Raw genomic sequence first — 26,032 nt, forward strand, 5'->3', positions numbered from 1 at the left:
TCTACGCTTTTTTGGGAAGCTCCGGAAAAGGCAATAGCTGAAGCGCCACCCGCTTTATGCCAGCGTGTAGCGGCATTTTGTGTGGAGATTCGAACCGAATCGCTATTCTAGAATCTGCTCTAGGTTTGTTTAGGACTTCATGGATAATTTGGTCGGCAAGTCCGTGATGCGTGGTTCCGGGAACTTCGTACTTTCTGGAGTCGTCAAGCCGCTCTCCATTCACAAACGAATCACTCTGTTTTAAAGAGTTGGTGGCCACGAACTCCTCTCGGCGAGAGTGGAGTCATTTGCACAAGAGGCCCCCAACCCTCTTTTTTTCCAGCGCGCGCTTTATGACTGTGAACCAGATCGACATTCGGAATGGTGACACCCCTTCCCTTCAGCGCACTGCTGACAGCAGAAGATTCCGGTGGACGTTTTTACATGGTTTTCGTCATCAGCGACCCGGCAATTACACCCCTCACGTGCGCATTGATATGTACCATCAGCACCAACATTGGCCATAGTTATTCCTCCTGTTAAAGACGAACGCTAAGCAGGCGAAGCAGTACAAATCTTTGTCTCGCCCACTATAACCTTAGTCGCTTTTCGGCTACCTGCATGCCGCCGTGTCATTCCGCTGTATGTGGTGTGATCCCCAGCCGCTCGTTAACCGCATCGCGAATCTCCCGGTAACGGTCGGGATTGTTGGCCAGCGTCTCCAGATTGTCCTCAGGGAACATCTCTTTTTTCTTTTTCACGGTTTCTTCACCGGAGAAAATCCCGGGCAACAACTGCTCCAGGCAGCGCAACATGACCTCCGGCGACACCGACGCGCCCGGGGAGGCTCCCAACAGCGTACCGTAGGTCTTGTCTGTGGACACGAGGATCTCGGTGCCCATCTGCAAATCCCCGTCTTTGATGATCTGGACCCGTTGCCCGGCCTCTACCGCTTTCCAGTTGAACTTCTTGCTCATGCCGGGGGCGAAGCTGTCCAGTTCCCGGAACATACTTTTCTCACCTTTGAAGGTCTCCGACACCAGGTATTTGACCAGCGGGAAATGCTCCAGCGCGACATTCAGAAGACCGGGGATATCGTGCAGGCGCATTGAACGCAGATAATCGAGGAAGCCCCGGCCCCGTTCCAGCACCGGTTTGAACGAGGCAAACGGGCCGAACAGTAGATAGTGCTGGCCATCCGCCACCCGCAAATCCAGATGGGGCACCGACATCGGCGGGGCGCCCACCTTCGCTTTGCCATAGGTTTTGGCGCGATACTGATCCGCCTGTTCAGCACTGATCGGGGCCTGCAGGAAGCGGCCGCCGACCGGGAACCCGGTGAACCGGCGTGCGAATGGCAAGTGGCTTTTCTTGAGGATCGGGAAGGCCCCGCCGCCTGCGCCCACAAACAGCACATCGGCCCGGTATTGCTTGGGCAAAAGGTCGCCGTTTTTGGTCTCAATTAACCAGCTGCCAGAAGGGCTGCGGTGCACCCGTTTCACGTGGGTGTTGTACTCAATTCTCACGCCAAGTTCGTTCACCGCGTAAGCGGCCATCTGCTCCGTCAACGAGCCGAAGTTAACGTCTGTGCCCGTTTCAATGACGGTTGCGGCCATTTTTTCGTTCCGGGGCCGCTCTTCCATGGTGTAGGGAATCCAGCTTTTGATTTCGTCGAAATCTTCCGAGTAGCGCATCTGCTCAAAGAAATGATGGGCGGACATTTCCTTGAATCGCAATCGCAGCTCTTCAATCGACGATTCGGAAACAATGGTGCAGTGCCTGGTCTGGTTGATAAATGAAGCGGCATCCTTAATAGCGCCCTTCCGGACCAGATAGGCCCAGAACTGCTTGGCCACATTGAACTGGGCGTGAATTTTCAGTGCCTTCTCCACCGAGATGACTTCTTCATCCACCGGGGTGTAATTGAGCTCGCAATTTGCTTCGTGCCCGGTGCCGGCATTATTGAACACCCAGGAATTACCTGCACCGGCGCTGCTCAGGCGTTCCAGAATGGTGATGTCCAGCTCGGGTGCCAGTTCCTTCGCCAGTGTGGCGAACGTGGTCCCCATGATCCCTGCGCCAATGATGATTACGTTCATAAGGTCTTCCCGTCAGTCAGATTTCCTGCGAGCCAAGTCAACCACGTTATCGAGCCTGACGCTACCGTTCACCTTCCCGTTTACTCCGCACCCCGGGCGCTGTTGCAATGAGCCCGGAACTCCAGTTTGCTGATGCGGTCGTCATTGTCGGCGTCCGTCACCTGCAGCACACGCAGGCCGAAATTCAGATCTGAGGATGGCGGCCGGTCGTTGCCAGTCTCCGGCACCTCGCCGCATTCCAGGTTTTCGCCGATTCCGCACTGCTTCAGGTAGACCAGCTCAGTCTGGTCAATGTATTCATTGGCGTTGCGATCGGCGCATTCAAACTGCCCCTTCGCCCCGGCGGAAAGCGTGCGTGCACCGGCGTCCCCGGTCGTCTCGTTCAAGGAACATCCTCCCGTCACCGTGCCCACGGCAATGATCAATGCTAAGGAAAATGGTTTCATCATGGTCTCCCCGATATCTTAGTGATCGACGGTGTTTCCTGAAGGTTTAGCATCCATCGCCGGTAAAAGAAAAGATTCCGTGCAGTAACCCGACATGCCGGGATGATAACTGCGTCAAAGGACCCCGCGCCAATTGGTGATATTTTCATCATTCACGTTACAGAATGTAAACGAATGGAATCGCCATGGAGGGACCTGGCTATGCAACGCGCACGCTTTCACGCAGTTCTTGGGATGCCGGCACGAGCCACAGTGGTTGCCGCAGCGGTTTTGTGGGCGCCGACAGCCCTGGCGAACCCTTCGCTTGATACCATTTTTTCCGCAGAGAATGCCCTTTACGGGGCAGGATACGACATCGGCCGCGCTGACGGCTGGATTGATCAGCGCTTGCGCAACGCCATTCGCACCTACCAGTCAGATTCTGACGAACTCAGGGTGTCTGGAAACCTTGATCCCGAAACGCTCAGAGCACTGGGGGTGTCAGCCGGCGCCAATCAGACCATTTCCCAGAACGCCGTCGGCAACCGCAGTCAGGCGCTCAAGGCCTTGAACCTGGAGCCGGCCCGGAGCCCTGAGCCTGCACCGCGGCCACAACCCGTTGAAGTGGCCACGCCGGAACCCGCTCCAGCTCCCACTCAAGCTTCCACTCAAGTTAATACGCCAGCTCCCGCCGTCGTTCCCGAATCCGAAACGACAGTGGTAGCGGTGGCGGAGCCTGCGCCGTCACCAGAACCAAAACCTATGCCTGAGGTGGTCGCTGAGCCGGACCAGAAAAAAGACAAAGTAATACCGGAAAAACAGGTAGATAAAGACGCTATCTCGAATTCACCTGACGTTAATACAGATGTGGAAACCGGAGGTCCGGAAATTGCGGTTGCGGAGCCGGAGCCCACAGCGACCCCGCAGCCAGAGGTCACACCCGAATCATCGGTAGCACAGGAAGCCCACACGGGCGAATCGGATCTGGCTGCCTCACTGCCCACCGAGCCAACCGCAGCCGGCCCGGCGAAGGACGAACCCAAAGACGCGCCGCGGACACAAAGCGGTGGCGGGTTCTTCAGCTCGCTGTTTGATTTTCTGTTTGGATGGCTGGTCTGAGGGAGGCGCCGTTCCGGCGGTTCAGCAGAACTTCCAGAACGGCGTTTTCAGCCGGGATTGCACCACTTCCGGTGGGTAGCCCACATCGTTCAGCAATCGCGGGTCAGTGGTCATAACCAGGTGAAGAAAGTGGCGCTTCATTCTCCACCCTTTGTATAACGAAGCAGCTTTACTCATGTCATTCATCCACACTCAGGTCGTCTCGGGAAAACCGGCATCGGTTTTCGCCTGCATCGGTTTTCGATAGCTACCTAGTGTATGGATAAAGGCCTTGCCAACAAATACTTGGAAACCACTACCTCGCGCCGGAAGTCTCCGCCTGGCTGGCCAGCACCTGGTAGAGGCTATCCTTTAACTGGGCCCGCTTTTGTTTCATGCGGTGGAGTTTGTCGTCGCCGATGGGAGAATCCCGGAGTTCCAACCCTTCAATTTCCTGATCCAGATTCGAGTACTCTTTTAACTGTTCCTGAAACTTCAGGTCGCTCGCCTTGAGTTGATCGATCAGTCCACTGTACTGCGGAAACTCCCCGTGAAGCTCGTGCTTGGAAATACCCATGTGACGCTCTCCTTTTCAGCGAATGTCGGGGCTAGTCAAATTCCCCTTCTCTATCATAGATCAGCATGAGGTATTACGCGGCTCTTTGACAAATCGCTAATAACGCGGTGGCGTTCATGGGTATAGCATGGTCAGACGTTCAATCGAATACGCCTGGGATACTCTCGAATGACCTTTGCACGCATTACCGGCACCGGCTCTTATCTGCCAGACAATGTCGTAACCAATAAAGACCTTGAAAAGATGGTGGATACCTCCGATCAATGGATTCGGGAGCGCAGCGGGATTGAACAACGCCACATTGCGCTGGCGGACCAGACCACGGTGGATCTTGCCGAGCAGGCGGCCCTGCGCGCCATTGAGGCGGCGGGCATCAAGGCCCGGGACATTGATCTGATTGTGTTCGCCACCTCCACTCCGGACAAGATCTTCCCAAGCTCTGCCTGCATCCTGCAGGCTCGCCTGGGCATTCACGGTTGCCCGGCATTCGATATCCAGGCGGTGTGCAGTGGTTTCGTCTATGCCCTTTCCGTGGCGGACAAGTTCATCAAAACCGGTAGCAGCAAGAAGGCCCTGGTGATTGGTGCCGAGGTGTTTTCCCGGATTATTGACTGGCAGGATCGGGGCACCTGCGTGCTGTTTGGCGATGGCGCCGGTGCGGTGGTGCTGGAGGCAAGCGAAGAAACCGGCATTCTCTCCACTCACATACACGCCGACGGCCAGTACGAAGAATTGCTTCACGTGCCCTGTGGGGTGGGCAGCAATTACGAGCAGGTCAAAGCCGGCCTCGGTTTTGTCGAGATGAAAGGCAGTGAGGTGTTCAAGGTCGCGGTCAATACGCTCGGCAAGATTGTGGATGAAACGCTGCAAGCGAATCACATGAAAAAGTCAGACATTGACTGGCTGGTACCGCATCAGGCCAATCTGAGAATCATTTCCGCTACCGCCAAAAAGCTCAACATGTCGATGGATCAGGTGGTGGTTACGGTGAACAAACACGGCAACACCTCGGCGGCCTCCATTCCGCTGGCCCTTGACGTCGCCGTTCGCGATGGCCGCATCCGCAGGAATGAGGTGCTGTTGCTGGAAGCGTTCGGCGGAGGATTTACCTGGGGATCCGCCCTGCTCCGCTATTGATCGTTCTGACCATCCGGTTTGCACACATTAGCCATCCCTGTAGCCTGACCAGCACTATATACTCACTGTAATCAGTGCATATATAACAACAAACAGGATTCAGGCGATGAGCAACAAGGCGACCGGACGCAAACCCTCGGTGATCATCATCGGCACCGGCTTTGGTGGCCTGTGCATGGCCATCCAGCTGAAGAAAGCCGGGTACACGGACTTTGTTCTACTGGAGAAGGCCGGCAAGGTGGGCGGCACCTGGCGGGACAACACCTACCCCGGCGCCGCGTGTGATGTGCAGTCCCACTTCTATTCCTATTCGTTCGAGCCCAAGCACGACTGGTCACGCAAGTTTGGCCTGCAGCACGAAATCCTCGGGTACATGGAAGGCTGCGTAAAAAAATACGAGCTGGGGTCCCACATTCGTTTCCGCCGGGAAGTGAGCGAAGCTGTTTTCGATGAAGCCAGCAACCAATGGACCGTGACTACCACAGACGGTGGCACATGGGTGGCGGATGTGGTCGTCACCGCCACCGGCCAGTTGAATCAGCCCGCTTACCCCGCCATTTCCGGGCTCGAGCACTACCAGAGCGCTTTGTTTCATTCCGCCCGCTGGGACCACAGCGTTGATCTCACTGACAAGAAGGTCGCGGTGATCGGCACTGGCGCCAGCGCCATTCAGTTTGTACCGGAGATCGCCCGGCAAGTGAAATCCCTGAGCCTGTTCCAGCGCTCTGCCGCCTGGGTACTGCCTAAACCGGACCGACCGTTCAAACCCTGGGAGCAGGCCCTGTTCAAATCGGTACCGGCCTGGGACCGCATCTACCGTTATCTGATCTACTGGAAGAACGAAAGCCGTGCACTCGCGTTCACCCGATTCAGTGGACTGCTGCAGCTCTTTGCCCGGCAGGCGCGCAAGGAAGCCCGCAAACAGGTCACCGATCCCCACAAGCTGAAACACATCGTTCCCGACTACCAGATCGGCTGTAAGCGCATTCTGATTTCCAACGACTGGTACCCGGCAATCAACCAGCCCCACGTTGATCTGGTCACCACCGCCATCGATCACGTTGACGAACGCGGCGTGGTCACCCGGGATGGCCGCCAGCACGAGGTTGACGCCATTATCCTGGGCACCGGTTTTGCCGCCTCGGAATTCCTGGCGCCGATGGTGATCACCGGGCGCAATGGCGTAACGCTGAACGACGCCTGGGCGCAGGGCGCCGAAGCCTACAAAGGCATCTCCGTTAACGGGTTCCCCAATCTGTTCATGCTCTATGGACCGAACACCAATCTCGCCCATAACTCGATCGTGTACATGCTGGAATCCCAGGTGCGCTACGTGATGAGCTGCCTCGAAGCCCTGGAAAAATACCCGGGAGTGGCCATGGATGTGCTTCCAGAACGTCAGAAAGCCTTTACCGGCGCTGTGCAATCGGGCCTCAAGGGCAGTGTCTGGGACTCAGGCTGTACGTCGTGGTATCTCGATGAGAATGGCAAAAATACGGTGAACTGGCCGGGGTTCACCTTCAGTTATCGACGGTCCACCCGTCACGTGGACACGACCGATTATCAATTTCTGACCCCGGCGAATACCAACTGATACCCTCCCCAAAGTAAAACAGTGCCCGGCTGTGCGGCCGGGCATGTATCCCGTCACCTATCTGGTTGCATCAATTTATTATTCATAGGATGATTGGATCACATGCTATAGGGATGATCACATAATGCTCGCTCCAATAAAGAAAGGCTCTCTGGTGGAAACCGCCATTGAAAGCCTCCGCTCAGCCATCGAGCAGGGGCAGTGGCCGGTGGGTAGCCGGTTGCCCGTGGAGGCCGAGTTGTCGTCCGCGCTGGGCGTCAGCCGCAACACGGTACGGGAAGCGGTGCGGGTACTGGTGCACGTGGGTATGCTGGAAACCCGTCAGGGCGACGGGACCTACGTCAGGGCCACCCGGGATGCCGGTGAAATGCTCCGTCGGATCGCCCGCTCCCAGCTGGGAGATCAGCTGGAAGTGCGGATCATGCTCGAAACGGAAGCCTCGCGGCTGGCAGCAAGACGGCGAGACGATCGGGATCTGGCCGCGATGAGCCGGGCCCTGGATGCCCGCGCGAAAGCCGGGAACAACATTCCAGAACGGGTTCGGCACGATGAGGCCTTCCATCGGGCGTTGGTTGCCGCTTCCCACAACCCTGCCCTGTCCGAGCTGTACGATTATTTCGCCCATGGCGTCAGCCACACCATCGAACGTACCGAGAACGAGCCAGACCTGCCAGAACCCTCGCAGGAGGATCACGAGTTATTGCTGGCAGCTATTCGCCGCCAGGATGAAGAACGGGCAGAAGCGCTTGCCAAAGCGTTGCTCAAACCCAGCCTCGATGCCCTGGAGAAAAACCGTTGATGAAATTCCGGATAGATACCTTCACACTGCTGTTGCTCGGGGCGATTGCGCTGGCGTCTTTCCTTCCGGTGCGGGGCGACACAGCCGATCTGCTGGCGACTGCGGGCACCGTTGCGGTCGCCCTGCTGTTCTTTCTGCACGGCGCGGCGCTTTCCCGCGATCAGATCGTCGCCGGGGCCACGCACTGGCGGCTGCACATTCTGATCACCTCCCTCACCTTTGTGTTCTTTCCACTGGCGGTGCTGCCTATCAATGGCATCAGTGAATTCGCACCACAGTGGATGCCGGAGGATCTGGGGCTGGGGTTCCTGTACCTGGGGGTGCTGCCTTCTGCGGTTTCTTCATCCATCGCCTATACGGCTATGGCGCGGGGCAACGTGCCTGCCGCCATCTGCAGTGCCGCCGCGTCGAATGTCTTCGGCATGATGCTGACCCCCTTCCTGCTGCTGTTGCTGGTCAGCACCTCCGGGGATGGCAGCTTTTCAGTGGCTGAAGCGCTGAAAGACATCATTCTCCAGCTGTTGTTGCCGTTTGCAGCGGGGCATGCCATGCGCCCGCTGATTGGCGGCTTCCTGGCGCGCAACGAAGGCCTGATGGCACGGTACGACCAGTGCGTGATCTGGATTATTGTCTATTCCGCCTTCTCTCACTCGGTGGTCAGTGGTCTCTGGCAGAACCTTCCGGTGGGCGCCATTGCGCTGGCCATTGTGCTGTGCTTCCTGCTGCTTGGACTGTTCATGCTGCTGGCGCGTTTCCTGGTCAGGCGTTTCGGATTCAGTCTGGAAGACGAAGCGGCGGTGGTGTTCTGCGGTTCCAAGAAAAGTCTTGCCTCGGGGCTGCCGATGGCGAAAGTTCTGTTTTCGGGTCACCCGGGATTCGGCATGATCGTGTTGCCCATCATGTGCTACAACCAGATCCAGGTGATTGTCGGGGCGATCCTCGCCCAGAAATACAAAGAGAAGATCGAGGCGGCGTCAACCGCCGCCCATGCCACCGAACAGCATGGCCAGAATGGCTAGGCCGACAATCCAGCCAATGACCGCGGGCCAGAAATTCACCATCTGGGGAGGAAGTTCCTCTGGTGCTTCCTGTTCCTGACTGAAATCGGTATCTTCGTCCTGGGGCGCGGCAGTGGCGGCCTCAGTCAGGCTATACCAATCAAACCAGCCACCCAGAAACTGCACAACGGGGGTAGGAAAACTTCCATTTTCCGCCATCGGGCGCACCCGGTTCTCCAGGCTTCGTCCGATTTCGCGTCGCAACCGCGGCTGATCCGCTGGCGGCTCACCGAGAATGGCCTTCCAGATCTGCGGATCACGGCTGCGCGCGCTGTCGTTCAGCAAGGCATTGATCTGAATAACCACTTCCCGCACCACCTGCTGTTCATTCGCATCCAGAGGGGCGTCATTGTCGCTTGGCACTGGCGCCTGGCGGGCCGGCTGTTCTTCCTGGCCACCCGGCGGCGCCGGTTCAGGCTCACGCCCAAGCGCCTCCCGGTACGCCTGCTCAAGACGTTCCGCCTCGTCGCCGGAGGCAAACTTGCTCTGGCGTTCGTAGGCAGCTTCAATTTGCCGGGGGTCGCGAGTCGGCTCAATGCCCAGTATTTCCCAACAGTTCATGTGGTGGTAACTCTTGTGGCGGAGATTCATTACAATTTTGAGAGACAAATGCAGTGTGGTTATCTAGGATACAGAAAAGGCGTCCAAGTGCGATAACAACCACTCTACTCGGCGAATTATAAAACGACACCCATGCCTGTTACGAACTCTGTTTCCCGTTCCGCCCTCTATTCACCTGTCTGTCCCGGCATTGCACCTCCAACAGTGCTTCTATTCACCGCGCTGTGGATGATTGGAACACCTGCGCTCGGGCAGGATGAACAGACATCCCCAGATTTTTCGGCGCTGACAGCATTGGAGCCGGCCTTACCCGAGGTGCTGACCACCACCCGGCTGCGGCAGCCGAAGTCCAAGGTGCCGGGTACCACCACCATCATTGAAGGGGATCTGATTCGCGATCTCGGGATCATGAACCTGGTCGAGGTCTTCCGCCTGGTGCCCGGGATGACGGTGACGGAAGTGGGCAGCAACAACCCCGTGGCCAGTTATCACGGTACCGTGCATTACGAACAGCGACGCCTGCAGATTCAGGTGGATGGCCGCACGTCCTACCGCGCCAGCCTGTCTGATACCGATTGGCACACCATGCCCGTGCCCCTGGAGCTCATTGAGCGCATTGAGGTCAGCCGGGGGCCGAATTCCGCAGCACACGGTATCAACGCGTTTCTGGGCACCATCAACATCATCACCCGTTCGCCGGATGACACCGCAGGCGTGCAGCTTCGTGCCGCCTCCGGATCAAGGGGCTACCTGCGCACCTTCGGATCGGTGGGCAACGCCAGCGAGCCCTACAGCTGGCGTCTGGCCTATGAAAAACGCAAGTCCGACGGCTTCGACAAACAGATCGATAACGACGAGTTTTACCCCTTCCACGATGGCTATGACATCAACACGTTCAGTTACGATGGTATCGCCCGTCTCACGGACCAGATCAACCTGGAATTGCGTGGCGGCGTTGTCGATGGGGTTAATGAAGAAGACTTGCGTAAAAACGGCAAGCTGGGCGCCACCGGAAACCCGGACATCATCGTTGACGACTACTACCTCCAGACCCGGCTGAACGTTGCCCCGTCGGCAAATCACTTTTTTCACCTGCAGGTCAGCTATCAGAACTACCAGAGACGACAGCGGTGGCCGGTTTGCCTGTCCGGTCCGGTGATTGACGGAATCATCGCGGGGGAATCGCCCGATTTCGATTTTGAACCCGGCGACTGCAGTCCCGGCGACGACCCGGCGCCATTTATTGCGGATCTGAATGAAGACATCGAAGAATCCCGGCTGGAGTTTGAAATCCAGGACACCCTGTATTTCAACCCGGATCTCAAGCTGGTCTCCGGACTCGGCTATCGCCAGGACACCTTTCGCTCTGAAACCTTTTTTAACGGCCGCGGGAACAACTATCAATCCCGCGCCTTCGGCAACCTTGAGTATTCGCCCTTTGAATGGCTAACCCTGAACACCGGCGGCAACTGGGAGACCACGACAACCACCGACGAGGGTTATTTCTCGCCCCGTGTGGCGGCCAATTTCATCATCTCCCACAATCAGGCCATACGGTTCGTGTATTCCGAAGCCGTGCGTACCCCGGATGCCTTCGAGCAGACACCGGATTGGTCCTACCGGCCCAGAAACGTGCAAAGCCCCTACGAATTCCTGGAAGGTCAGCGGTTTGAAGTGGAAGACCTGGTCGACCCTGCCACCTCATCCTTTGGCGAGGAATTGGAGGAGGAGCGCATCATCTCCCGGGAGATCAGTTACTTTGGCCAGTTTTACGTCAGCCAGGCGCTGTTCTCCATGGAGGTTCGTTACTTCAACGACCAGTTACGGGACATGATCAGCGGCGTGATCAACGAGGAAGAGTGGTTTATCGACAACAACGTCGCTCTGGATCAGGAGGGTTTCGAGGTGGAAACCTCGGTTGATTACGCCAGCACCAAGCTGCGGGCCACCTACGCCCGCCTGGATCAGGACGGTTGGTACACCGGGGATCCGAGCGCCCTCGACGCCGGCGATCAGCGTTATGTGGTTGAATTGCTGGGGCGGTTGTCGGTGGAGCATTCCGGCAGTTTCGCCTGGGTTCAGCAGTGGGCGTTTGATCTGACCTCTGCGGCCACCTTCTATTGGGCCGATGAATTCCGACGCTCGCACTTTGAACGAGCCGATTTCCGGATTGCCCGCCGGATTTATGCCCCGAAATACAGTTACGAACTGGGCGTGACCATGCAACACTATCTGAACCGGGATCCCGAATTGAGCCCGGACAATATCATCAGCGATCACAACCAGTTTTTCGTAGAAGCGGGAGTGCGCTTCTGAAGCGGTTAATGGAACGTAGTGAACCCGGGACGGTATGAAACCAGACGAGCAGATAACACGCAGCTCCCCTGACGGTGCGTTCGCCACCAAAGCGTGGTTTTGCCTTTTATTGCTGGTTTTCGCCTTCGTCAGTCCCGCTGCCGCCCAGGACCCGGGCCGCACCGTGATCTACGTAGCGGGCACCGAAGCCAATCTGGCTCTGACCCAACACGTGACCACGTTGCTCTCGGATGCGCTGGGAGATGCATTCGAGCTGCGCCCCTTCCAGTCAGGGCAGACATCCCAGGACAGCGACAGCCTGACCATCACCCTGGGCCCGGAAGCGTTTACCCGAGTTCGGCAGGAAAGCCGCTCCGTTCCCATTCTCGCCCTGCTGGTTGAGTCCACCTTTATCGAGGGCTACGCCAACCGATCCGAGGGCCGGGTCGGCGCCGTGCTTTACAACCCACCGCTGCTGCGCCAGGCCGTTGCGGGCAAGGTGATTCTTCCCCATGCAAGCCGTGTTGCCATGCTGGCAACGCCCGAAAGCGCCGAACTTTACGAATCGCTGACGCCCCAACTCCCGCAATTGGGTCTGGAAGGCCGGGTGTTTGTTGTCGGCCATACCGACGATCTGATCCCCACGCTTATCCGCGCGCTCGAGTACGGGGACTTCCTGCTCGCCGCCTCCGACAGCAATATTTACAACCCCCGCACCATCAAACACATTCTGCTGACCACCTACCGCCGTAGCCGGATTGTCATCGGGCCGAGCCAGGCGTACGTAAGGGCGGGAGCACTGGCGTCTACCTATACACCGCTGCAGGATATGGCAGAGGCTGCTGCGGAGCTGGTCACCGGTTTCCAGAAAACCGGCCGTTTTCCTCCGCCCTATTATCCTGACACTTTTCAACTGGAGATAAACCGTCAGGTTGCCCGTTCGCTGAACATTCCGCTTCCGTCACGGGAAGAGATACGGGCGACCATAGAAGCACGGCTCGCCGGTCAAGGGGAGAGTAATAATGAGTAAGTCGGCCCCGCTGGTCAGAAAACTGATGTTATTGGGGGCAGTGCCCGCCATCGTGATGTTTGTTGTATTGATGGTGTTCTTTACCACCGCGCGCCTCGAGGATGCCCGCAAGGATCTGGCCGATAGCAGCCAGATGCTGGCAGACAGCCTTGCCCCGGCGGTCGAGTACGCGGTGGTGTCCGGCAATACCGCGGCACTGGACCAGATACTGTCGCAGTCACTGCGACGCAGTCGCGCGCAATGGATTCGGGTGTCCGATGTGATGGGCGATGAAGTCGGTTTCGTATCCAACAGTGCCGAACCGGCCATTAACAACGACGATACCTTTGACATCTTTGAATCCGAGATCCTCCAACAGCCGCTGGATCTGGGCGGCAGCCGCCAGACCGAGTGGTTCGAGCCGGATTACGGTTTCGGCGGCGGCGCCCTGAGGGTCGGTACCGTTCAGGTCGGCGTCAGCAAGCAGCACCTGGCCGCACGGCGCAGCGACATACTGTGGACCTCGCTGGCGGTGGGCATTGCCCTGCTGCTGTTCACCATGCTGATCGTCAACCAGACGCTCTCGGGCATCCTGTCGCCCATCCGTGGTCTGTCGACCCGGGTCAAACAGTTGATCAATCGGGATTACAGCCCGGTTCCGGTCAGTCAGAACCACAACACCCGAGAGATTCAGGAACTTGAAGAACATCTGAACGCGCTGGCGGATCACCTCAACAACCTGAAGGAATCCCGTGCCCAGACGCTCGCAGCCTCGGAAAAAGCCCGCACCAAGGCCGAACAGGCAAACCAGGCAAAGTCGGAGTTTCTGGCCGCCATGAGCCACGAATTACGAACGCCCCTGAACGGTGTACTCGGGATGATCGAGCTGGTGAACGAAGAACCCCTGAGCCCGAGGCAGCAGGACTATCTTCAGACGGCCCGCCAATCGACCGAGGACTTGCTGACGGTTATCGGCGATATCCTGGACTACTCCCGCATCGACCGGGGCAAACTGCACCTGGAGAACCGGGAGTTCGACCTGCGCCAGCTGATTACCAATTGCACCGCCAGCTACAAGCTGGCCGCGGAACAACAGGGACTTTCGCTGACACTGGCCTTCTACGGCGAATGGCCTGACCAGCCGTTCGTGGTCGGAGATGCGCCGCGGCTCAGGCAGATCCTGGCCGGGCTGATCGACAATGCCATCAAGTTTACCGGTGCCGGGTACATCAACATACAAGCCGGCTGGTTCGCGCTTGAGGACAGTTGCGTGGTGCTTAACTGTTCAGTCACCGACTCCGGTTCCGGCATTCCGGTGGAACGGCTCAACGGTATCTTCAACTCCTTCGAGCAGGTGGACAGCGGAGACAGTCGTGGCCATGACGGCGCCGGGATGGGGCTGTCGCTGGTCCAGCGCCTGGTCGAACTGATGGGCGGACATGTTCAGGTAGAAACCGATCTGGGCAAGGGCTCGTCGTTCCGGTTTGAAGTGCCGCTGGAACTCAGTAACGCCCTGCCCGCGCAAGCCTCTGCCACGGCTGCCGCTGACAATCTGGCACTGCCCGACACGGCGTCACGGGCGCTGGTGGTGGAAGACAATCCCGTGAACCAGCGCGTGGCTTCCGCCCTGCTCACCCGTCTGGGTTTCGAAACGGATGCCGCGAACAACGGCAAGGAAGCCCTGGACCTCGTGCGTACCAATCACGCCGGTTACGATGTCATTCTGATGGATTGCCAGATGCCGATCATGGACGGTTACGAAACCACCCGATGCATTCGCGAATGGGAACAAAGCAATGGCCAGGGCGGAACGCCGATCATTGCCCTCACCGCTGACGCCCTGCCCGGTACCGAGGCCAGCTGCCACGATGCCGGCATGAACGACTACCTGGCGAAACCTGTGCGTAAGGAAACCCTGAGAACGGTGCTGAGCCGCTGGATGAAAATCTGATCCGACGGCTGTGAGCAGGGGTTCCGATCAGGCGACCGGCTCCCGCATGGTGACAAATTCCTCAGCCGAGGTGGGGTGAATGCCGAGGGTGCTATCGAACTGGGCTTTAGTGGCACCGGCTTTCATGGCGACGGCCAGGCCCTGTGTGATCTCACCGGCATCCGGGCCCACCATGTGGGCACCGAGCACCCGATCGCTCTGAGCATCGACCACCAGCTTCATCAGGCAACGCTCATCCCGGCCACTGAGTGTGTGTTTCATGGGCCTGAATTCCGACCGGTAGATACTGACCGCGTGCCCGGCCTCCCGCGCTTCCGCTTCCGTCAGGCCTACCGTGCCGATGTTGGGCTGGCAGAAAACCGCCGTGGGTATGCAGCTGTAATCCATGTCGCCTTGTCCGTCACCAAACAGCCGACGGGACAGCACCATGCCCTGGGCCAGGGCAACCGGCGTAAGCTGGGGCGTACCGATCACATCCCCGAGAGCGGTGATGGACGGCACTGCGGTCTGGAAGTGATCGTCCACCACCACGTGCCCCGACGCACTTAGCTGAACCCCCAGTTCTTCCAGCCCCAGACCGTCGATCAACGCCCGGCGCCCGGTGGCGGCCATAACCAGACCGGTGTTCAGCCGGCTGCCGTCGTTGAGGGTAACCTCGTAATGCGCCCCATCGCTTTCCACCGACTCAATGGTGACACCGAAGCGAAGGTCGACACCCTTCTTGCGCATTTCCTGGGCGGTGAATTCGCGGATATCGTCATCAAAGCCCCGCAGGAACATCTCGCCACGGTAAAGCAACGTGGTTTCTACCCCGAGCCCGGCCAGGATGCCGGCGAACTCCACGGCGATATAGCCGCCGCCCCAGACCACTGCCTGCCGCGGAAGCTGGGGCAGGTAAAACATCTCATTAGAGGTGAGGATGCAGTCTTTGCCCGGTACATCAGGCACCACAGGCCAGCTACCCGTGGCTACGGTGATGTGTTTGGCGGTGTACCGACGGTCGCCGACCTGCACGGTGTTCGCGTCCGGCAACGAGGCAGTGCCCTCGATCACCGTGACTCCGGCGTTCTCCAGCATGCGGCCGTAAATACCGTTCAGCCGCTCTATTTCCGCGTTCTTGTTGGCAACCAGCGTCGGCCAGTCGAATCGAACCTGATCCTGGGGGACGGTCCAGCCATACCCCGCCGCATCGCTCAGATCCTCACCCACGTGGGCGCCGTAAACGAACAGTTTCTTGGGTACGCAGCCGACATTCACACAGGTACCGCCCAGATACCGCGATTCCACCACCGCCACGCGGGCACCACGCTGGGCCGACATACGGGCGAGGCGCACGCCGCCGGAACCGGCGCCAATGATGATCAGATCGTAATCCTGGTTGTCAGACACATCGTCTCCTGAAATTGAACTGTGATGACGTCATCCGGGAATCGCCTTGCGCTCCGAAGGCGTTACTTCCCGGAACAACACGTGGTCCTCGAAATCCCCCAGCCGGATCTTGCCCAGACTGCGAAATCCTTCGGACTCGTAAAACGGCAGATACCGGCTGTTGCCGGTGTCGAGAACCAGCCCGCTGCCACGGGGATTTTCCGCACAAAGGCGCTCCACGGTTGACAGTAGCAGCCGGCCATAACCGCGGTTCTGGTATTTCGGATTCACCCCCATCAGCGGCAACTGATGAGCCAGGGGCTGGGGCAATAGCTCCTTGATCTTCTCGTGATAGTCCAGGTACCGCCGGGTACTGGCAAACCCGGCGGTCAGCACCATGCGGATACGCCAGCTCAGCTGATCGGCCAGATTCAGCCTGAGATCCGGTTCGCCGATGTAGGCCACGGCCACCAGGGTGTCATTGACCATGATACCGATGGCTTCCTGATGCAGATCCAGATACAGATCGACCAGCTCACGAATGGTCGCCCTCACCCGCTGCTCATAACCCGGCCGCCGGTGGTCAAAAAGGTACTGGAACGTGGGTTCGTGCTGGTAGGCGTGAAAAAGAATGGAACGGGCCTCGTTCCGCGCGCTGTCATCAAGCCGAACAACCACTGGCTCTGGTTTGTTGTTTTTATCTTTGCCATCACTCATCCGGTCTGCTCCTGTTTTCACATCTGGCTAACCCTTTACGTCAGGCCCCCGGGCTCAGATGGTCAGGGTCAGCCGAACCGACACAATGCCGGGTTCATCCTGCTTGTCCAGCGCAGCCTGATCAATGACCACACCATGGTTTGCGGTCAGGTTTTCCAGCCAGGCCGCAACCTCTGCAAACGACACATCCTCGAGCCACACCCTGATCGCATCCGAGCCACTGGGCTCGAACCTTTGCAACGAGAGCCCGGATTCGCCGGCGCTGCGGGTCACCAGAGCCATCAGTGCGCGGCCATCTTCCGGTGCATTGGCGGCAGGACCACCACCGCCTTCGCGCTCGGAAAGGCGCTCAAGCGACGCTTCATTGGCCTGCATCCAGGACAATAATTCTTCGGCATTCTCCCGGGCGCTTACCGCCTGTTCGTGGTAACCGGCAACTGGTCTCCAGATCACGAAATACAACAGGCCGAGAAACACCGCAACGGCAAGTACGGTCAATGCCTGCTGATCCCGGCGAGGAAGCTGGTCGTACTGGGCAATCAGCTTCTCAACCGCCGGCTGTTCTTTCAGTTTTGTCAGCATTGACTCAGCCTCCCGAGACCGTCAAGCGCCCGCGGGCGCCACTGGATTCATTCACTACCGAGCCAATCTGGGCCTCCAGGCCCTGCTGAGTCAGGCCGCTGCGAAGTGCGCTCATACGATCGTAACTGTCGGCGCGGATATCAACCACTAGTTCGCCCCTGGAGCGACTGTAGTTGATGGAATTGAAGGTGAGCGACTGGTTCTGGGGTACTTTGGCGTACTGGTCTCCGGTGTACTTCATAAGGGTGATGAAGTCTGCACTGGGGCCGCCAGAACCAATGGTACGCAGCTGGCCTTCGATCACCCGGCGCACGTTGCCAGCGTGCGTACGCTGATCGTTGGGAAAAGTATCCCGATAAATGGCCATGGCCTGTTCCCGGGTATCATCGGCGTGCTTCTGGTGGTAGTACCCCATACCGGCTTCCACGCCCAGTTGAATCACGAACCACACGCAGGCCACCGCAATCAGCGGCTTCCAGGCGCGCAGCGGGCTTGCCTTGCCGGTCTTCACGCCGAAGCTGCCCTGGCAGAGATTGATCGGCTCGGACAAATGGTGATGGTGGGCGTGGGCAAGCAGCTCCAGCGGCATCAATTCGATGGTTTCAAGGCGCACCCGCAGTCGCCCTGCCCCACGCAGTTCACTGATCGCGGCCTGCTGCTGGTCCAGCTCCTGCTCGGTTCCATAGATGGTCACGGGGACTTCGGCGACCACTTCCTCGGACGGCGGGGTCGCCATGGTATACCCGAACATCGCCAGGTTGCGCGACTGGATGCTTAACCATTCGCCGCGGTCGCTGATCAGCATGGCATTGTCACCGTCCAGACAGATCGACCAGCCGCCATCGGTTTCGGGCAACAGTGCGGCGTCCGGAAAAATAGCGTCAAGACGCAAATGGTCCCATCCGCTGAACAGATCAATCCAGTTAGCCATCCGCTCCCGGTCAATGGCCGCCACGCGGAACCCGCCCTCGATACGGCTTCCAAGAGCCAGATGCACGCTGTCGATATCCTGAGCGATCTGTTCTTCCACGGCGTAAGGCAGCGCCTGCTGAATGAACCGGGTCTGTTTGGCGGGGATATCCGCAACGCAGAACAGTGCTTCGTCGCCCGGCACCAGGCCGATCAGCAGCACGTTCTCCAGCGCGTTCTGACTCAGGGTCTGCTCAATCACGTCACGGGGGTCCGCGGTCCCACGGGCCTGGGAATCACCGCTGGCATCGTGCAGAACCCAGTTATACAGTTGCGCGTCCGGGCTGTGGTCCAGGTCCGCAAAGGGTGCCAGGGGCCTGACATAAAGTCGGTAAGACATGTCTATCCTTCTGAAATAGTAAACGGCTCTTTGGTGATGCGGTTTTTCTGCCCGGTATCCCGGTCGACCGTTTGCACCTCGCCCTCCGGATTGCGAAAAACGGTGCTTACCAGATTCGCTACGCGGTCATCGTAGGTAATCCGCGACACGATCTCAAAAAAACGGGTTTGCAGCCCGAGCCCGTTGGCTTTCAGACCCAGCCCGGAAAACTCTGGCAGCGCCAGAAAGTCCTGAAGATTCTCGAACCGCTCTTCCTTCCGTTTCTCAAGAATAGACGTCGCCTGTGCCTCTGTCAGCTCCTCATGGAGGGAGCGCAGAACCGCCGCCGTAGCGGTGTTCACGTTGATCCCGAGACCACGCACCGGTAACGCGGTAACGTGGGGGCGAAGCTTGCGGTAGATTTCCTCAGTCATACCTTCGAGCAGTCGCAGCTCGGTCACACTGACGAACGGTTGGTTCGCGGCCCGGAACGCCGGCTCGGCCATCAAGTACTGGCCGTCTTCCGCGCCATAGGCACTGGTGGTCTGATCGTTGGGGTCTATCCAGTCTATCAGGGTATCCACGAACGATTCCGATATATCGAGGGCCAGGGACAGGTTGGTCAGGCGTTCCCGGGTTAATGGATCCACCTGACCATTGCTGGCGACCAGATCGTTCAGGTTAATGCGGCCGCCAAGATCATCAATCTGAACCTCGGCGACACCGTTTTCATCCAGCGGAAGGATCGCGGCGTTGGCGGCCCAGAACTCATCGAGACTGTCCACCATGAGATTCTCTTCCTTATCGGTTTCAAAATCCCGGACCAGGATCTGCCGTGCGAAGGCCTCTGCCCCCAGCGCCACACTGAGCCCCTGTTGCTGGGCAAGATAATGGCTGGCACGAAATACCCGGACACTTTGCTGCTGGGTCATGCCAGTGGCCAGCATCACCACCAGCGCCATGGCGAGCAACACCATGATCAGTGCAACCCCGCGCTGTCGGGCACCCAGGGCCGTTAACGTTGTCATTGCAGGTTGCCCCCTGCCGCATTTCCGGGCTGCGACTCGTCCGGTTGCTGCTCCTGTTCATCGGTGTCGGCGTCCGCGTCTTCACTGGCTTCGTTCGCGGCATTCACCATGCCCTGGGCGACCTCACCTTCGAAATCGGCCAACGCAAAGGTTCGCACCAATTCGCCGAACTGTTCGTGTTCCAGGGTAACTTCAATACCCATCGGCAACGGAATCTCCGGGCGGGCTCCGGGGCTGAGATTGGCCAGTGCCTCTTCCGTGGGCCAGCCATCGCTCCAGTTGCGCTCGGCATCGAAGAAACGAATCTCAAACGCGGTGACATCGGAAAGCACCAGCATGTCCTGGCTGTTGTCTTCCTGACCCTGATCCAGCGTCAGCCAATACCGGCGCCTGAGTTCTTCCCCCGTGTACTCCCAGCCCGCCCGCTGCAGGCCGCTGCGACGGGTACCCAGCGGGTTACGCCAGCCCTGACGCGTCAGTACCAGAGCATACTCGTCTTCACGGCTGGTCAGCGCTGGCTTGAAATCCCCGTACATGTCCCTGACCGGACGGTTTACCAACTGGGTCAGATCCCGCTCCAGCAGCAGCATCGTTTTCTGCAACTGATCAAAGGCGTCGGCCGCCTCGTTGACCCGGTCCCGCGCCAACACCACCCCGCTGAGCACCTGCCAGACCCCCAGCCCGATGACCGCGGTAATGGCCACCGCGATCAGCACTTCCATCAGGGTAAAGCCTTTCTGATTCATCAGTTTGCTCCGATGAAGGCAGACAGGGTGTGAACGGGAACCGGCTCGCTGCCGTCATCCCGGATGCGGGCTACGGTTACTTCGACACGGCGCATCGTTGGTTCCTCAGTGCCGAGAACCGCCGTGGCCACCAGCCAGCGAAAAGGACCGTAGTCCGTCTCGTCAGAATTCTCGGCGATACCGGGTAAGGCTTCTTCAAGACGAAGTTCATTGATGCGGTTATCGGCAATCCAGCCTGCCAGCGTCTTGTCGCGGATGCGTTCGTAGCTGGCAATGTACTGGCTGCCAACCTCCGCCGCTGCGGTGGCGATCAGACTGAAGACCAGCAACGCCACCAACACTTCGATCAGTGTGAACCCGCGCTGGCGCTTCATTCCTCTTCCTCTTCGCCGCCCGGCCGGCGCCACTCCAGCGGAGAAAGACCATCTGAGGCCAGCACGTGCATGTAGTCGCCGTTATCGCCGATGGTGAATTCCACCTCAAACGGCGTGGTTTCACCGCTTGAGAAAAAGACGATATCCGGGCGTAAGTTGTCCTCGGCAGAGGCAAGCCTCGGGGTATCGCTTTCGATGAATTCCGTGACTACCAGCCACTCCGGGTAGCTGCGCTCGCGGAACATACGCTCGGCAGGCTCCGTCCATTCGTCGGCCACCTCATCCAGCATCACGAACCGGTAGCTGTCCTCCTGAAAAATCAGCCCCAACTCGCTGTTGTTCAGCACCGCCTGCTCCGATGCCGATTGCATCAGCAGATAGGTTTCCCTGACGTGATTTTCCAGCTCGCGCTGCTGGGAGCCGCCACCGAGATTCATTACCGCCAGGGCGGCCAGCAGTCCCACAACAATCAGAACAACCAGAATCTCGATCAGCGTGAAGCCTGACTCGGCTGCCCCCTTAACCACAGGTCATCAGTCCCGGGTTTCCCAGACACTGATATCAGCGGCGTCACCGTCGCCACCTTCCTGGCCATCGGAACCGTAAGAGTACAGATCGTAGGGACCTTCGGTACCCGGGCTGACGTACTGGTAGCGGGCTCCCCACGGATCTTCCGGCACATTCTTGAGGTAGCCGTCGGGGTTCCAGTTCCGCGGTTCCGGGCTGCCGCTGGGTTGGCTCACCAGTGCTTCAAGCCCCTGCTGGGTGGAGGGGTAATGGCTATTGTCGAGGCGGTAAAGATCCAGCGCATTGGCGATGTTGCTCAGCTGGGTTTCCGCTACCGTTACCTTGGCCTGATCGCTGCGTCCCATAATGTTGGGCGCCACAATGGCCACCAACAGGCCGAGGATGACCATCACCACCATGATCTCGATAAGCGTAAAACCGCGGCTCTTTCGCAGGCCGGTCGCCGGGTAGCGCTTGATTTCCGGGTTGCTTGCTGTGTTCGTCATATCAGGGACTCTCTTCCATTGTCGTCGGGATAGGATGTCAGCTCAGCCGACCAGATTACTCATGTTGAGGATCGGCAGCATGATGGCCAGCACTATAATCAGCACCACCACGCCCATGACCAGCAGCATCATCGGCTCAAACAAGCCGACGATGGCCGCAATTTTCGATTGCAGGGTGTTTTCCTGCATTTTTGCCGTGCGTTCAAGCATGCTGTCAAGCTCACCACTGGCCTCGCCGCTGGCAATCATATGCAGCATCATCGGCGGGAAATAACCGGTCTGATCCAGTGAACGGTGCAGCGAGCCGCCCTCGCTGACCTTGCGGGCGGCATCCCGCAACTCCTGCCGCAGGTAGTCGTTCGACAGAACCTCCCCGGCGATGCGCATGGCATCCACCAGCGGCACGCCACTGGTGGTCAGAATACTGAGAGTGCTGGCATAACGGGCGGTGTTTACACCCCGCACCATGCCGGAAAGCAGCGGCATATTAAGCAATGCCCGATGGAACTTCAGCCTGAACGCGGGTTTGCGCAAGGCCAGCCGGAACGCAACGATGCCGATCACGATCAATATCAGGAGGTAGACACCGAAATTCCCGAGAAATTCCGACACCGAAAGCATCGCCACGGTCAGTCCGGGAAGATCCTGCCCCTGCCTGACGAAGACCTCGATGATGTCGGGCACCACGTAGGTCAGCAGGAACACCACGATGGCAATGGCGACCACACTCAGGATGATGGGATAAATGGCGGCCAACTGGATTTTCTGGCGGGCTTCCTGGCGGGCCTCGGTGTAGTCCGCCAGCCGGTTGAGCACCAGATCCAGGTGGCCGGCGTGTTCACCCGCTGCCACCGTGGAACGATAGAGACGGGGAAATGCCTTGGGGAACTCGCCCAGGCTGTCGGCAAGGCTGTAGCCTTCCATCACCTTGGCGCGTATGGCTATCAGCATGCCGCGGATTCGCGGCTTGGTGGACTGCTGCGCTGCGGCGGAGAGGGCCTGTTCGATGGGAATACCGGACTGGATGAGCGTGGACAGCTGCCGCGTGACCAGAGCCAGGTCTGCCGCCGCCAGCCCACCGCGACTGCTCAGCGGGTTACGCCCCCGCGCCTGCTTCTCCGCCGCCGGCTCCACCGCCAGTGGCGTCAGACCCCGTTCACGAAGCTGTTGCCTGACGGCGCGGGGCGCGTCCGCTTCCACCACGCCCTGTTTTTGCTTGCCGCGGGCGTCGAGCGCCTTGTACTCGAATGCTGGCATGGCGTTATTGGCTCCGGTGGGTTACGCGCAGAACTTCTTCTACCGTCGTGACGCCATCCAGGATTTTTTTGACACCGTCCGCGTGAATGCTGGGGCCGGACCGGCGCGCCTCGTACTCGAGATCCAGCTCCCCTGCCCGTTTGTGGATCAGCGCGCTGATTTCGTCGGTCACCTCGACCACTTCATAGATACCGATACGGCCCCGATAGCCCAGCTGGTTGCACTGGTCGCAACCGGTCGCGCGATAGATCATGGGCGGGTTGTGGCTGTCGAGCTGGAGGAAGTCACAATGCTCCTGGGTCGGCACATAGGCTTCCCGGCACTCCTTGCACAGAACCCGAACCAGGCGCTGGGCCACGATGCCCACCAAGCTGGAGGAAATCAGGAAAGGTTCAATGCCCATATCCATCAGCCGGGTTATCGCCCCCACAGCGGTGTTGGTGTGCAGGGTGGACAACACAAGGTGGCCGGTGAGACTGGCCTGTACCGCAATTTCTGCGGTTTCCAGATCACGGATCTCACCGATCATCACCACGTCCGGGTCCTGACGCAGGATGGCGCGCAGCCCGCGGGCGAACGTCATGTCGACCTTGGTATTCACCTGGGTCTGGCCGATCCCCGGCAGGTCGTACTCGATCGGATCTTCGACCGTCAGGATGTTGCGGCTGCGATCATTGATTTCCAGCAACGACGCATAAAGCGTGGTTGATTTACCGGAACCGGTGGGACCGGTCACCAGCATGATGCCGTAGGGACGGTAGATCAGCTTGCGCAACACACTGAGATCCCGGCCTTCCATGCCAAGGGATTCCAGCTGGATATTGCCGGCCTGTTTGTCCAGCAAACGCAGGACCACCCGTTCACCGCTGGAGGAAGGCATGGTGGACACCCGGATATCCACCTCCCGGCCAGCCACCCGCAGGGCGATACGACCGTCCTGGGGCAGGCGCTTTTCGGCGATATCCAGTTTCGCCATGACCTTGATCCGTGACACCAGCAACGGCGCCAGTGCCCGTTTCGGCTGAACCACTTCACGCAGCACGCCGTCTACCCGAAACCGCACCACCAGCCTTTTTTCGTAAGTTTCAATGTGCACATCCGAGGCGGAGGTTTTCACCGCCTCGGTCAGGATGGCGTTGATCAGGCGGATGATCGGCGCGTCGTCTTCCTGTTCCAGCAGATCTTCGGTTTCTGGCACCGAATCGGCGAGGGAGGCAAGATCCATGTCATCGCCAATACCTTCAACCATCTGCATGGCTTCAGCGGAATCGTTCTGATAGGCGGCATTCAGCGCGGCGTCGAAGCGTTCCGGAGCAATGGTGGAAAAACGGGCGCGGCCCCCGCTGATGCGGTTGGCCTCGGCCAGAGCCGAATGCCCCGCCCCCGGGCGAACGAGAATGACCGGATCGCCCTCCTCATCGCGGGTAAGGATGACGCCATTGCGTTTGGCAAAGGCGAACGGAAGACGGCCCAGCGGAGCATCCTGCGGCTGAAGTTCGTGTTCTGTGTTCAAGGTCGTCCTCGTTTTGTTGCCAGGTGCGGAACGGTCAGCTCCGTAATCCCTTTCTATTCAATCGATTCTGAAAGGCTACCATAGGATTTGGAACCGCTGAATAACTCTATACACTATACTGCCATTTAAGCGTCGCAGTCTGATAACCTGTGAGCTTTTTACAGGGTCGTACATTCACAGCCGGGACACTCCATGCCTTCGAACCACACCCGCTTAGCACTGCTTCTGGCTGCCGTCGCCGGCGCGGCAATGATTGCTGTGACAGCCTGGCAGGCATACAGTTTCTGGCAGTCCGAAAATCAACGGGAACGCCAGCAACAAACTGAAGCAAGCAGTGCCGGTGCGGCCGCGGATGAATCCACAACCCCGGACGTGAAACTGGCCTCGCTTGACCTGTTCGGCCGTGCCGGTGAAACATCAGGCCCATCTGAAATCGACACTGAAAATCTCCCGGAAACGAATCTGCGACTGTTTCTTCGCGGTGTACTGGCCGCCGATGGCGAATTTCCCGGCAGCGCATTGATCGAAGACTCCGAAAGCAACACGGAAGCCTACCTGGTCGGCGATGAATTGCCTGGCAATGCCAAACTCCGCTCCGTGCACGCCAACCGTGTGATCATTGAGCGCGGCGGCATGCTCGAAAACCTGTACTTCCCGGAAGCCGATGATCGCAGTGGCGTGAGCTTTGCTGCCAACGACGACAATGGCGCCGCCGACGATTCCCCCTCTGGCACTGACGAGGGTGCGAGCCAGCCAGCCACCAGCAGCCCGGCCACCGACGACCAGCGACGTGAAGAAATCCGGCGCCGGCTTGAGCAACTCCGCGAACGCCTGCGGAACAACAACAGCTGAGCCCCATCATGGAGACGGCCGCCCGCCCCGTATGCCGCCGTTCGCTCCTGCTTCCCCTCGTATTCCTGATTTCTACGGTCACAGCCCTGGAACTGGGCGACGAACTGATGGAGTACGTGCGGGAGGAATTTGGTAACGAGGCCTACAGCCGCCTCGAGAACTGGGAGAACCTGCATCGCCTCGCCTCCCGGGCCCCGGTCAAACGCCAGCTCACGCTGGTGAACCGGTTTTTCAACCGAGCCCGCTTTGTTAACGACATCGAACACTGGGGCGTCGAGGATTACTGGGCGACACCTGTCGAACTGCTGACGACCAATGCCGGCGACTGCGAGGATTTCTCGATCGCCAAATACCTCACCCTCAAGTCCATGGGCGTCCCCGATGATCAGTTGCGGATCGTGTACGTGAAGGCGCTTGAGCTGAATCAGGCCCACATGGTGCTGGCCTGGTACCCACAGCCGGACGCCGACCCCCTGATCCTCGACAACCTGATCAACGAAATAAAGCCCGCCTCGCAACGACAGGATCTCGAGCCGGTGTACAGCTTTAACGGCGAGGGGCTATGGCTCAACCGTTCCGGCGGTGACCAGGAGCGCATTGGCGAGGCGGAAAAGCTGGAGCACTGGCAGGATGTGAACCGCCGCCTGATCGACGCGCTGCGGTAACACCCGGAGATTGATGGCGGCAAATGACACCCGCTCTGTCGCCAATC

The 26,032-nt window shown here is 58.9% G+C and carries 25 protein-coding genes; 10 read left to right on the forward strand and 15 right to left on the reverse strand.

Features of this window, described 5'->3' with window-relative positions; translation table 11 throughout:
- Positions 1 to 611: 611 nt before the first annotated feature.
- A complete protein-coding gene (locus DYI22_RS01530) occupies positions 612 to 2,078 on the reverse strand; it encodes a malate:quinone oxidoreductase (RefSeq protein ID WP_213476265.1) in 1,467 nt (488 codons plus the stop codon).
- Positions 2,079 to 2,158: 80 nt separating this feature from the next.
- Positions 2,159 to 2,464 (reverse strand): hypothetical protein, encoded by a 306-nt coding sequence (locus DYI22_RS01535; protein WP_213476266.1) that lies wholly within the window; start codon positions 2,462 to 2,464, stop codon positions 2,159 to 2,161.
- 261 nt (positions 2,465 to 2,725) lie between these two features.
- Here DYI22_RS01535 and DYI22_RS17565 point away from each other — a divergent pair, with 261 nt between their 5' ends.
- On the forward strand, positions 2,726 to 3,622 hold the full coding sequence (locus DYI22_RS17565) for a peptidoglycan-binding domain-containing protein (protein ID WP_266099156.1): 897 nt from the start codon (positions 2,726 to 2,728) through the stop codon (positions 3,620 to 3,622).
- Positions 3,623 to 3,917: 295 nt separating this feature from the next.
- On the opposite strand, the gene DYI22_RS01545 is transcribed toward DYI22_RS17565, so the two are convergent.
- A complete protein-coding gene (locus DYI22_RS01545) occupies positions 3,918 to 4,178 on the reverse strand; it encodes a YdcH family protein (protein ID WP_213476267.1) in 261 nt (86 codons plus the stop codon).
- A 168-nt stretch (positions 4,179 to 4,346) separates the two neighbouring features.
- Here DYI22_RS01545 and DYI22_RS01550 point away from each other — a divergent pair, with 168 nt between their 5' ends.
- From DYI22_RS01550 to DYI22_RS01565, 4 genes are all read left to right on the forward strand, one after another.
- Entirely contained in the window at positions 4,347 to 5,315 is a 969-nt protein-coding gene (locus DYI22_RS01550; protein ID WP_213476268.1) for a beta-ketoacyl-ACP synthase III, read from the forward strand.
- A 106-nt stretch (positions 5,316 to 5,421) separates the two neighbouring features.
- Positions 5,422 to 6,909: a flavin-containing monooxygenase gene (locus DYI22_RS01555; protein WP_213476269.1), complete on the forward strand. Its 1,488-nt coding sequence runs from the start codon at positions 5,422 to 5,424 to the stop codon at positions 6,907 to 6,909.
- A gap of 124 nt (positions 6,910 to 7,033) precedes the next feature.
- Positions 7,034 to 7,708 carry a FadR/GntR family transcriptional regulator gene (locus DYI22_RS01560; protein WP_213476270.1) on the forward strand — a complete coding sequence of 225 codons (675 nt, stop codon included), beginning with the start codon at positions 7,034 to 7,036 and terminating at the stop codon, positions 7,706 to 7,708.
- Positions 7,708 to 8,727, forward strand: coding sequence for a bile acid:sodium symporter family protein (locus DYI22_RS01565; protein WP_213476271.1), 1,020 nt, complete (start codon positions 7,708 to 7,710; stop codon positions 8,725 to 8,727). Before DYI22_RS01560 ends, DYI22_RS01565 begins: the two co-directional genes overlap by 1 nt.
- Here the strand turns inward: DYI22_RS01565 and DYI22_RS01570 are convergent.
- Entirely contained in the window at positions 8,683 to 9,327 is a 645-nt protein-coding gene (locus tag DYI22_RS01570) for a J domain-containing protein (RefSeq protein WP_213476272.1), read from the reverse strand. The two genes, DYI22_RS01565 and DYI22_RS01570, sit on opposite strands and share 45 nt — an antisense overlap.
- Before the next feature lie 228 nt (positions 9,328 to 9,555).
- Between DYI22_RS01570 and DYI22_RS01575 the strand changes: the two genes are divergently transcribed.
- The 3 genes from DYI22_RS01575 to DYI22_RS01585 are packed head-to-tail and all read left to right on the forward strand — an operon-like array spanning position 9,556 to position 14,582.
- Entirely contained in the window at positions 9,556 to 11,643 is a 2,088-nt protein-coding gene (locus DYI22_RS01575) for a TonB-dependent receptor plug domain-containing protein (RefSeq protein ID WP_213476273.1), read from the forward strand.
- Positions 11,644 to 11,677: 34 nt separating this feature from the next.
- Positions 11,678 to 12,652: an ABC transporter substrate-binding protein gene (locus tag DYI22_RS01580; RefSeq protein WP_228300731.1), complete on the forward strand. Its 975-nt coding sequence runs from the start codon at positions 11,678 to 11,680 to the stop codon at positions 12,650 to 12,652.
- The gene (locus DYI22_RS01585; RefSeq protein ID WP_213476274.1) at positions 12,645 to 14,582 is read left to right on the forward strand and encodes an ATP-binding protein; all 1,938 of its coding nucleotides are present in this window, start codon (positions 12,645 to 12,647) and stop codon (positions 14,580 to 14,582) included. Before DYI22_RS01580 ends, DYI22_RS01585 begins: the two co-directional genes overlap by 8 nt.
- Before the next feature lie 27 nt (positions 14,583 to 14,609).
- Here DYI22_RS01585 and gorA read toward each other — a convergent pair whose 3' ends face one another.
- From gorA to gspE, 11 genes are read right to left on the reverse strand one after another with little or no spacing between them, the layout of a single operon-like run.
- Positions 14,610 to 15,971 (reverse strand): glutathione-disulfide reductase, encoded by a 1,362-nt coding sequence (gene gorA / locus DYI22_RS01590; protein WP_213476275.1) that lies wholly within the window; start codon positions 15,969 to 15,971, stop codon positions 14,610 to 14,612.
- Between the two features lie 30 nt (positions 15,972 to 16,001).
- Entirely contained in the window at positions 16,002 to 16,667 is a 666-nt protein-coding gene (locus DYI22_RS01595) for a GNAT family N-acetyltransferase (protein WP_213476276.1), read from the reverse strand.
- Between the two features lie 54 nt (positions 16,668 to 16,721).
- Positions 16,722 to 17,249, reverse strand: coding sequence for a type II secretion system protein GspM (gspM, locus tag DYI22_RS01600; RefSeq protein WP_213476277.1), 528 nt, complete (start codon positions 17,247 to 17,249; stop codon positions 16,722 to 16,724).
- A gap of 4 nt (positions 17,250 to 17,253) precedes the next feature.
- The gene (gspL, locus tag DYI22_RS01605; RefSeq protein ID WP_213476278.1) at positions 17,254 to 18,558 is read right to left on the reverse strand and encodes a type II secretion system protein GspL; all 1,305 of its coding nucleotides are present in this window, start codon (positions 18,556 to 18,558) and stop codon (positions 17,254 to 17,256) included.
- A gap of 2 nt (positions 18,559 to 18,560) precedes the next feature.
- A complete protein-coding gene (gene gspK / locus DYI22_RS01610; RefSeq protein ID WP_213476279.1) occupies positions 18,561 to 19,565 on the reverse strand; it encodes a type II secretion system minor pseudopilin GspK in 1,005 nt (334 codons plus the stop codon).
- Entirely contained in the window at positions 19,562 to 20,311 is a 750-nt protein-coding gene (gene gspJ, locus DYI22_RS01615; RefSeq protein WP_213476280.1) for a type II secretion system minor pseudopilin GspJ, read from the reverse strand. The genes gspK and gspJ overlap by 4 nt, the downstream gene beginning before the upstream one ends.
- Positions 20,311 to 20,685: a type II secretion system minor pseudopilin GspI gene (gene gspI / locus DYI22_RS01620; RefSeq protein ID WP_213476281.1), complete on the reverse strand. Its 375-nt coding sequence runs from the start codon at positions 20,683 to 20,685 to the stop codon at positions 20,311 to 20,313. Before gspI ends, gspJ begins: the two co-directional genes overlap by 1 nt.
- Positions 20,682 to 21,212: a type II secretion system minor pseudopilin GspH gene (gene gspH / locus DYI22_RS01625; RefSeq protein ID WP_213476282.1), complete on the reverse strand. Its 531-nt coding sequence runs from the start codon at positions 21,210 to 21,212 to the stop codon at positions 20,682 to 20,684. Before gspH ends, gspI begins: the two co-directional genes overlap by 4 nt.
- Positions 21,213 to 21,218: 6 nt before the next feature.
- Complete coding sequence (gene gspG, locus DYI22_RS01630; RefSeq protein ID WP_213476283.1) at positions 21,219 to 21,698, reverse strand: type II secretion system major pseudopilin GspG; 480 nt, start codon at positions 21,696 to 21,698, stop codon at positions 21,219 to 21,221.
- Between the two features lie 42 nt (positions 21,699 to 21,740).
- Positions 21,741 to 22,955, reverse strand: a complete 1,215-nt coding sequence (gene gspF, locus DYI22_RS01635) for a type II secretion system inner membrane protein GspF (RefSeq protein WP_213476284.1) — start codon at positions 22,953 to 22,955, stop codon at positions 21,741 to 21,743.
- A 4-nt stretch (positions 22,956 to 22,959) separates the two neighbouring features.
- Complete coding sequence (gspE, locus tag DYI22_RS01640; protein ID WP_213476285.1) at positions 22,960 to 24,468, reverse strand: type II secretion system ATPase GspE; 1,509 nt, start codon at positions 24,466 to 24,468, stop codon at positions 22,960 to 22,962.
- Between the two features lie 192 nt (positions 24,469 to 24,660).
- Between gspE and DYI22_RS01645 the strand changes: the two genes are divergently transcribed.
- Both DYI22_RS01645 and DYI22_RS01650 read left to right on the forward strand, forming a co-directional pair.
- Complete coding sequence (locus tag DYI22_RS01645) at positions 24,661 to 25,320, forward strand: type II secretion system protein N (protein ID WP_213476286.1); 660 nt, start codon at positions 24,661 to 24,663, stop codon at positions 25,318 to 25,320.
- Between the two features lie 8 nt (positions 25,321 to 25,328).
- A complete protein-coding gene (locus tag DYI22_RS01650; protein ID WP_213476287.1) occupies positions 25,329 to 25,985 on the forward strand; it encodes a transglutaminase-like cysteine peptidase in 657 nt (218 codons plus the stop codon).
- The last annotated feature ends 47 nt before the right edge of the window (positions 25,986 to 26,032 follow it).

The sequence above is a fragment of the Marinobacter lipolyticus genome (assembly GCF_018424605.1).
Taxonomy (GTDB): Bacteria; Pseudomonadota; Gammaproteobacteria; order Pseudomonadales; family Oleiphilaceae; genus Marinobacter; species Marinobacter lipolyticus_B.

Coding starts and splice junctions, on each gene's coding strand:
- DYI22_RS01530 (WP_213476265.1), bottom strand. CDS start 2,078: ATGAACGTAATCATCATTGGCGCAGGGATCATGGGGACCACGTTCGCC.
- DYI22_RS17565 (WP_266099156.1), top strand. CDS start 2,726: ATGCAACGCGCACGCTTTCACGCAGTTCTTGGGATGCCGGCACGAGCC.
- DYI22_RS01545 (WP_213476267.1), bottom strand. CDS start 4,178: ATGGGTATTTCCAAGCACGAGCTTCACGGGGAGTTTCCGCAGTACAGT.
- DYI22_RS01550 (WP_213476268.1), top strand. CDS start 4,347: ATGACCTTTGCACGCATTACCGGCACCGGCTCTTATCTGCCAGACAAT.
- DYI22_RS01555 (WP_213476269.1), top strand. CDS start 5,422: ATGAGCAACAAGGCGACCGGACGCAAACCCTCGGTGATCATCATCGGC.
- DYI22_RS01560 (WP_213476270.1), top strand. CDS start 7,034: ATGCTCGCTCCAATAAAGAAAGGCTCTCTGGTGGAAACCGCCATTGAA.
- DYI22_RS01565 (WP_213476271.1), top strand. CDS start 7,708: ATGAAATTCCGGATAGATACCTTCACACTGCTGTTGCTCGGGGCGATT.
- DYI22_RS01570 (WP_213476272.1), bottom strand. CDS start 9,327: ATGAACTGTTGGGAAATACTGGGCATTGAGCCGACTCGCGACCCCCGG.
- DYI22_RS01575 (WP_213476273.1), top strand. CDS start 9,556: ATGATTGGAACACCTGCGCTCGGGCAGGATGAACAGACATCCCCAGAT.
- DYI22_RS01580 (WP_228300731.1), top strand. CDS start 11,678: ATGAAACCAGACGAGCAGATAACACGCAGCTCCCCTGACGGTGCGTTC.
- DYI22_RS01585 (WP_213476274.1), top strand. CDS start 12,645: ATGAGTAAGTCGGCCCCGCTGGTCAGAAAACTGATGTTATTGGGGGCA.
- DYI22_RS01595 (WP_213476276.1), bottom strand. CDS start 16,667: ATGAGTGATGGCAAAGATAAAAACAACAAACCAGAGCCAGTGGTTGTT.
- gspM (WP_213476277.1), bottom strand. CDS start 17,249: ATGCTGACAAAACTGAAAGAACAGCCGGCGGTTGAGAAGCTGATTGCC.
- gspL (WP_213476278.1), bottom strand. CDS start 18,558: ATGTCTTACCGACTTTATGTCAGGCCCCTGGCACCCTTTGCGGACCTG.
- gspK (WP_213476279.1), bottom strand. CDS start 19,565: ATGACAACGTTAACGGCCCTGGGTGCCCGACAGCGCGGGGTTGCACTG.
- gspJ (WP_213476280.1), bottom strand. CDS start 20,311: ATGAATCAGAAAGGCTTTACCCTGATGGAAGTGCTGATCGCGGTGGCC.
- gspI (WP_213476281.1), bottom strand. CDS start 20,685: ATGAAGCGCCAGCGCGGGTTCACACTGATCGAAGTGTTGGTGGCGTTG.
- gspG (WP_213476283.1), bottom strand. CDS start 21,698: ATGACGAACACAGCAAGCAACCCGGAAATCAAGCGCTACCCGGCGACC.
- gspF (WP_213476284.1), bottom strand. CDS start 22,955: ATGCCAGCATTCGAGTACAAGGCGCTCGACGCCCGCGGCAAGCAAAAA.
- DYI22_RS01645 (WP_213476286.1), top strand. CDS start 24,661: ATGCCTTCGAACCACACCCGCTTAGCACTGCTTCTGGCTGCCGTCGCC.
- DYI22_RS01650 (WP_213476287.1), top strand. CDS start 25,329: ATGGAGACGGCCGCCCGCCCCGTATGCCGCCGTTCGCTCCTGCTTCCC.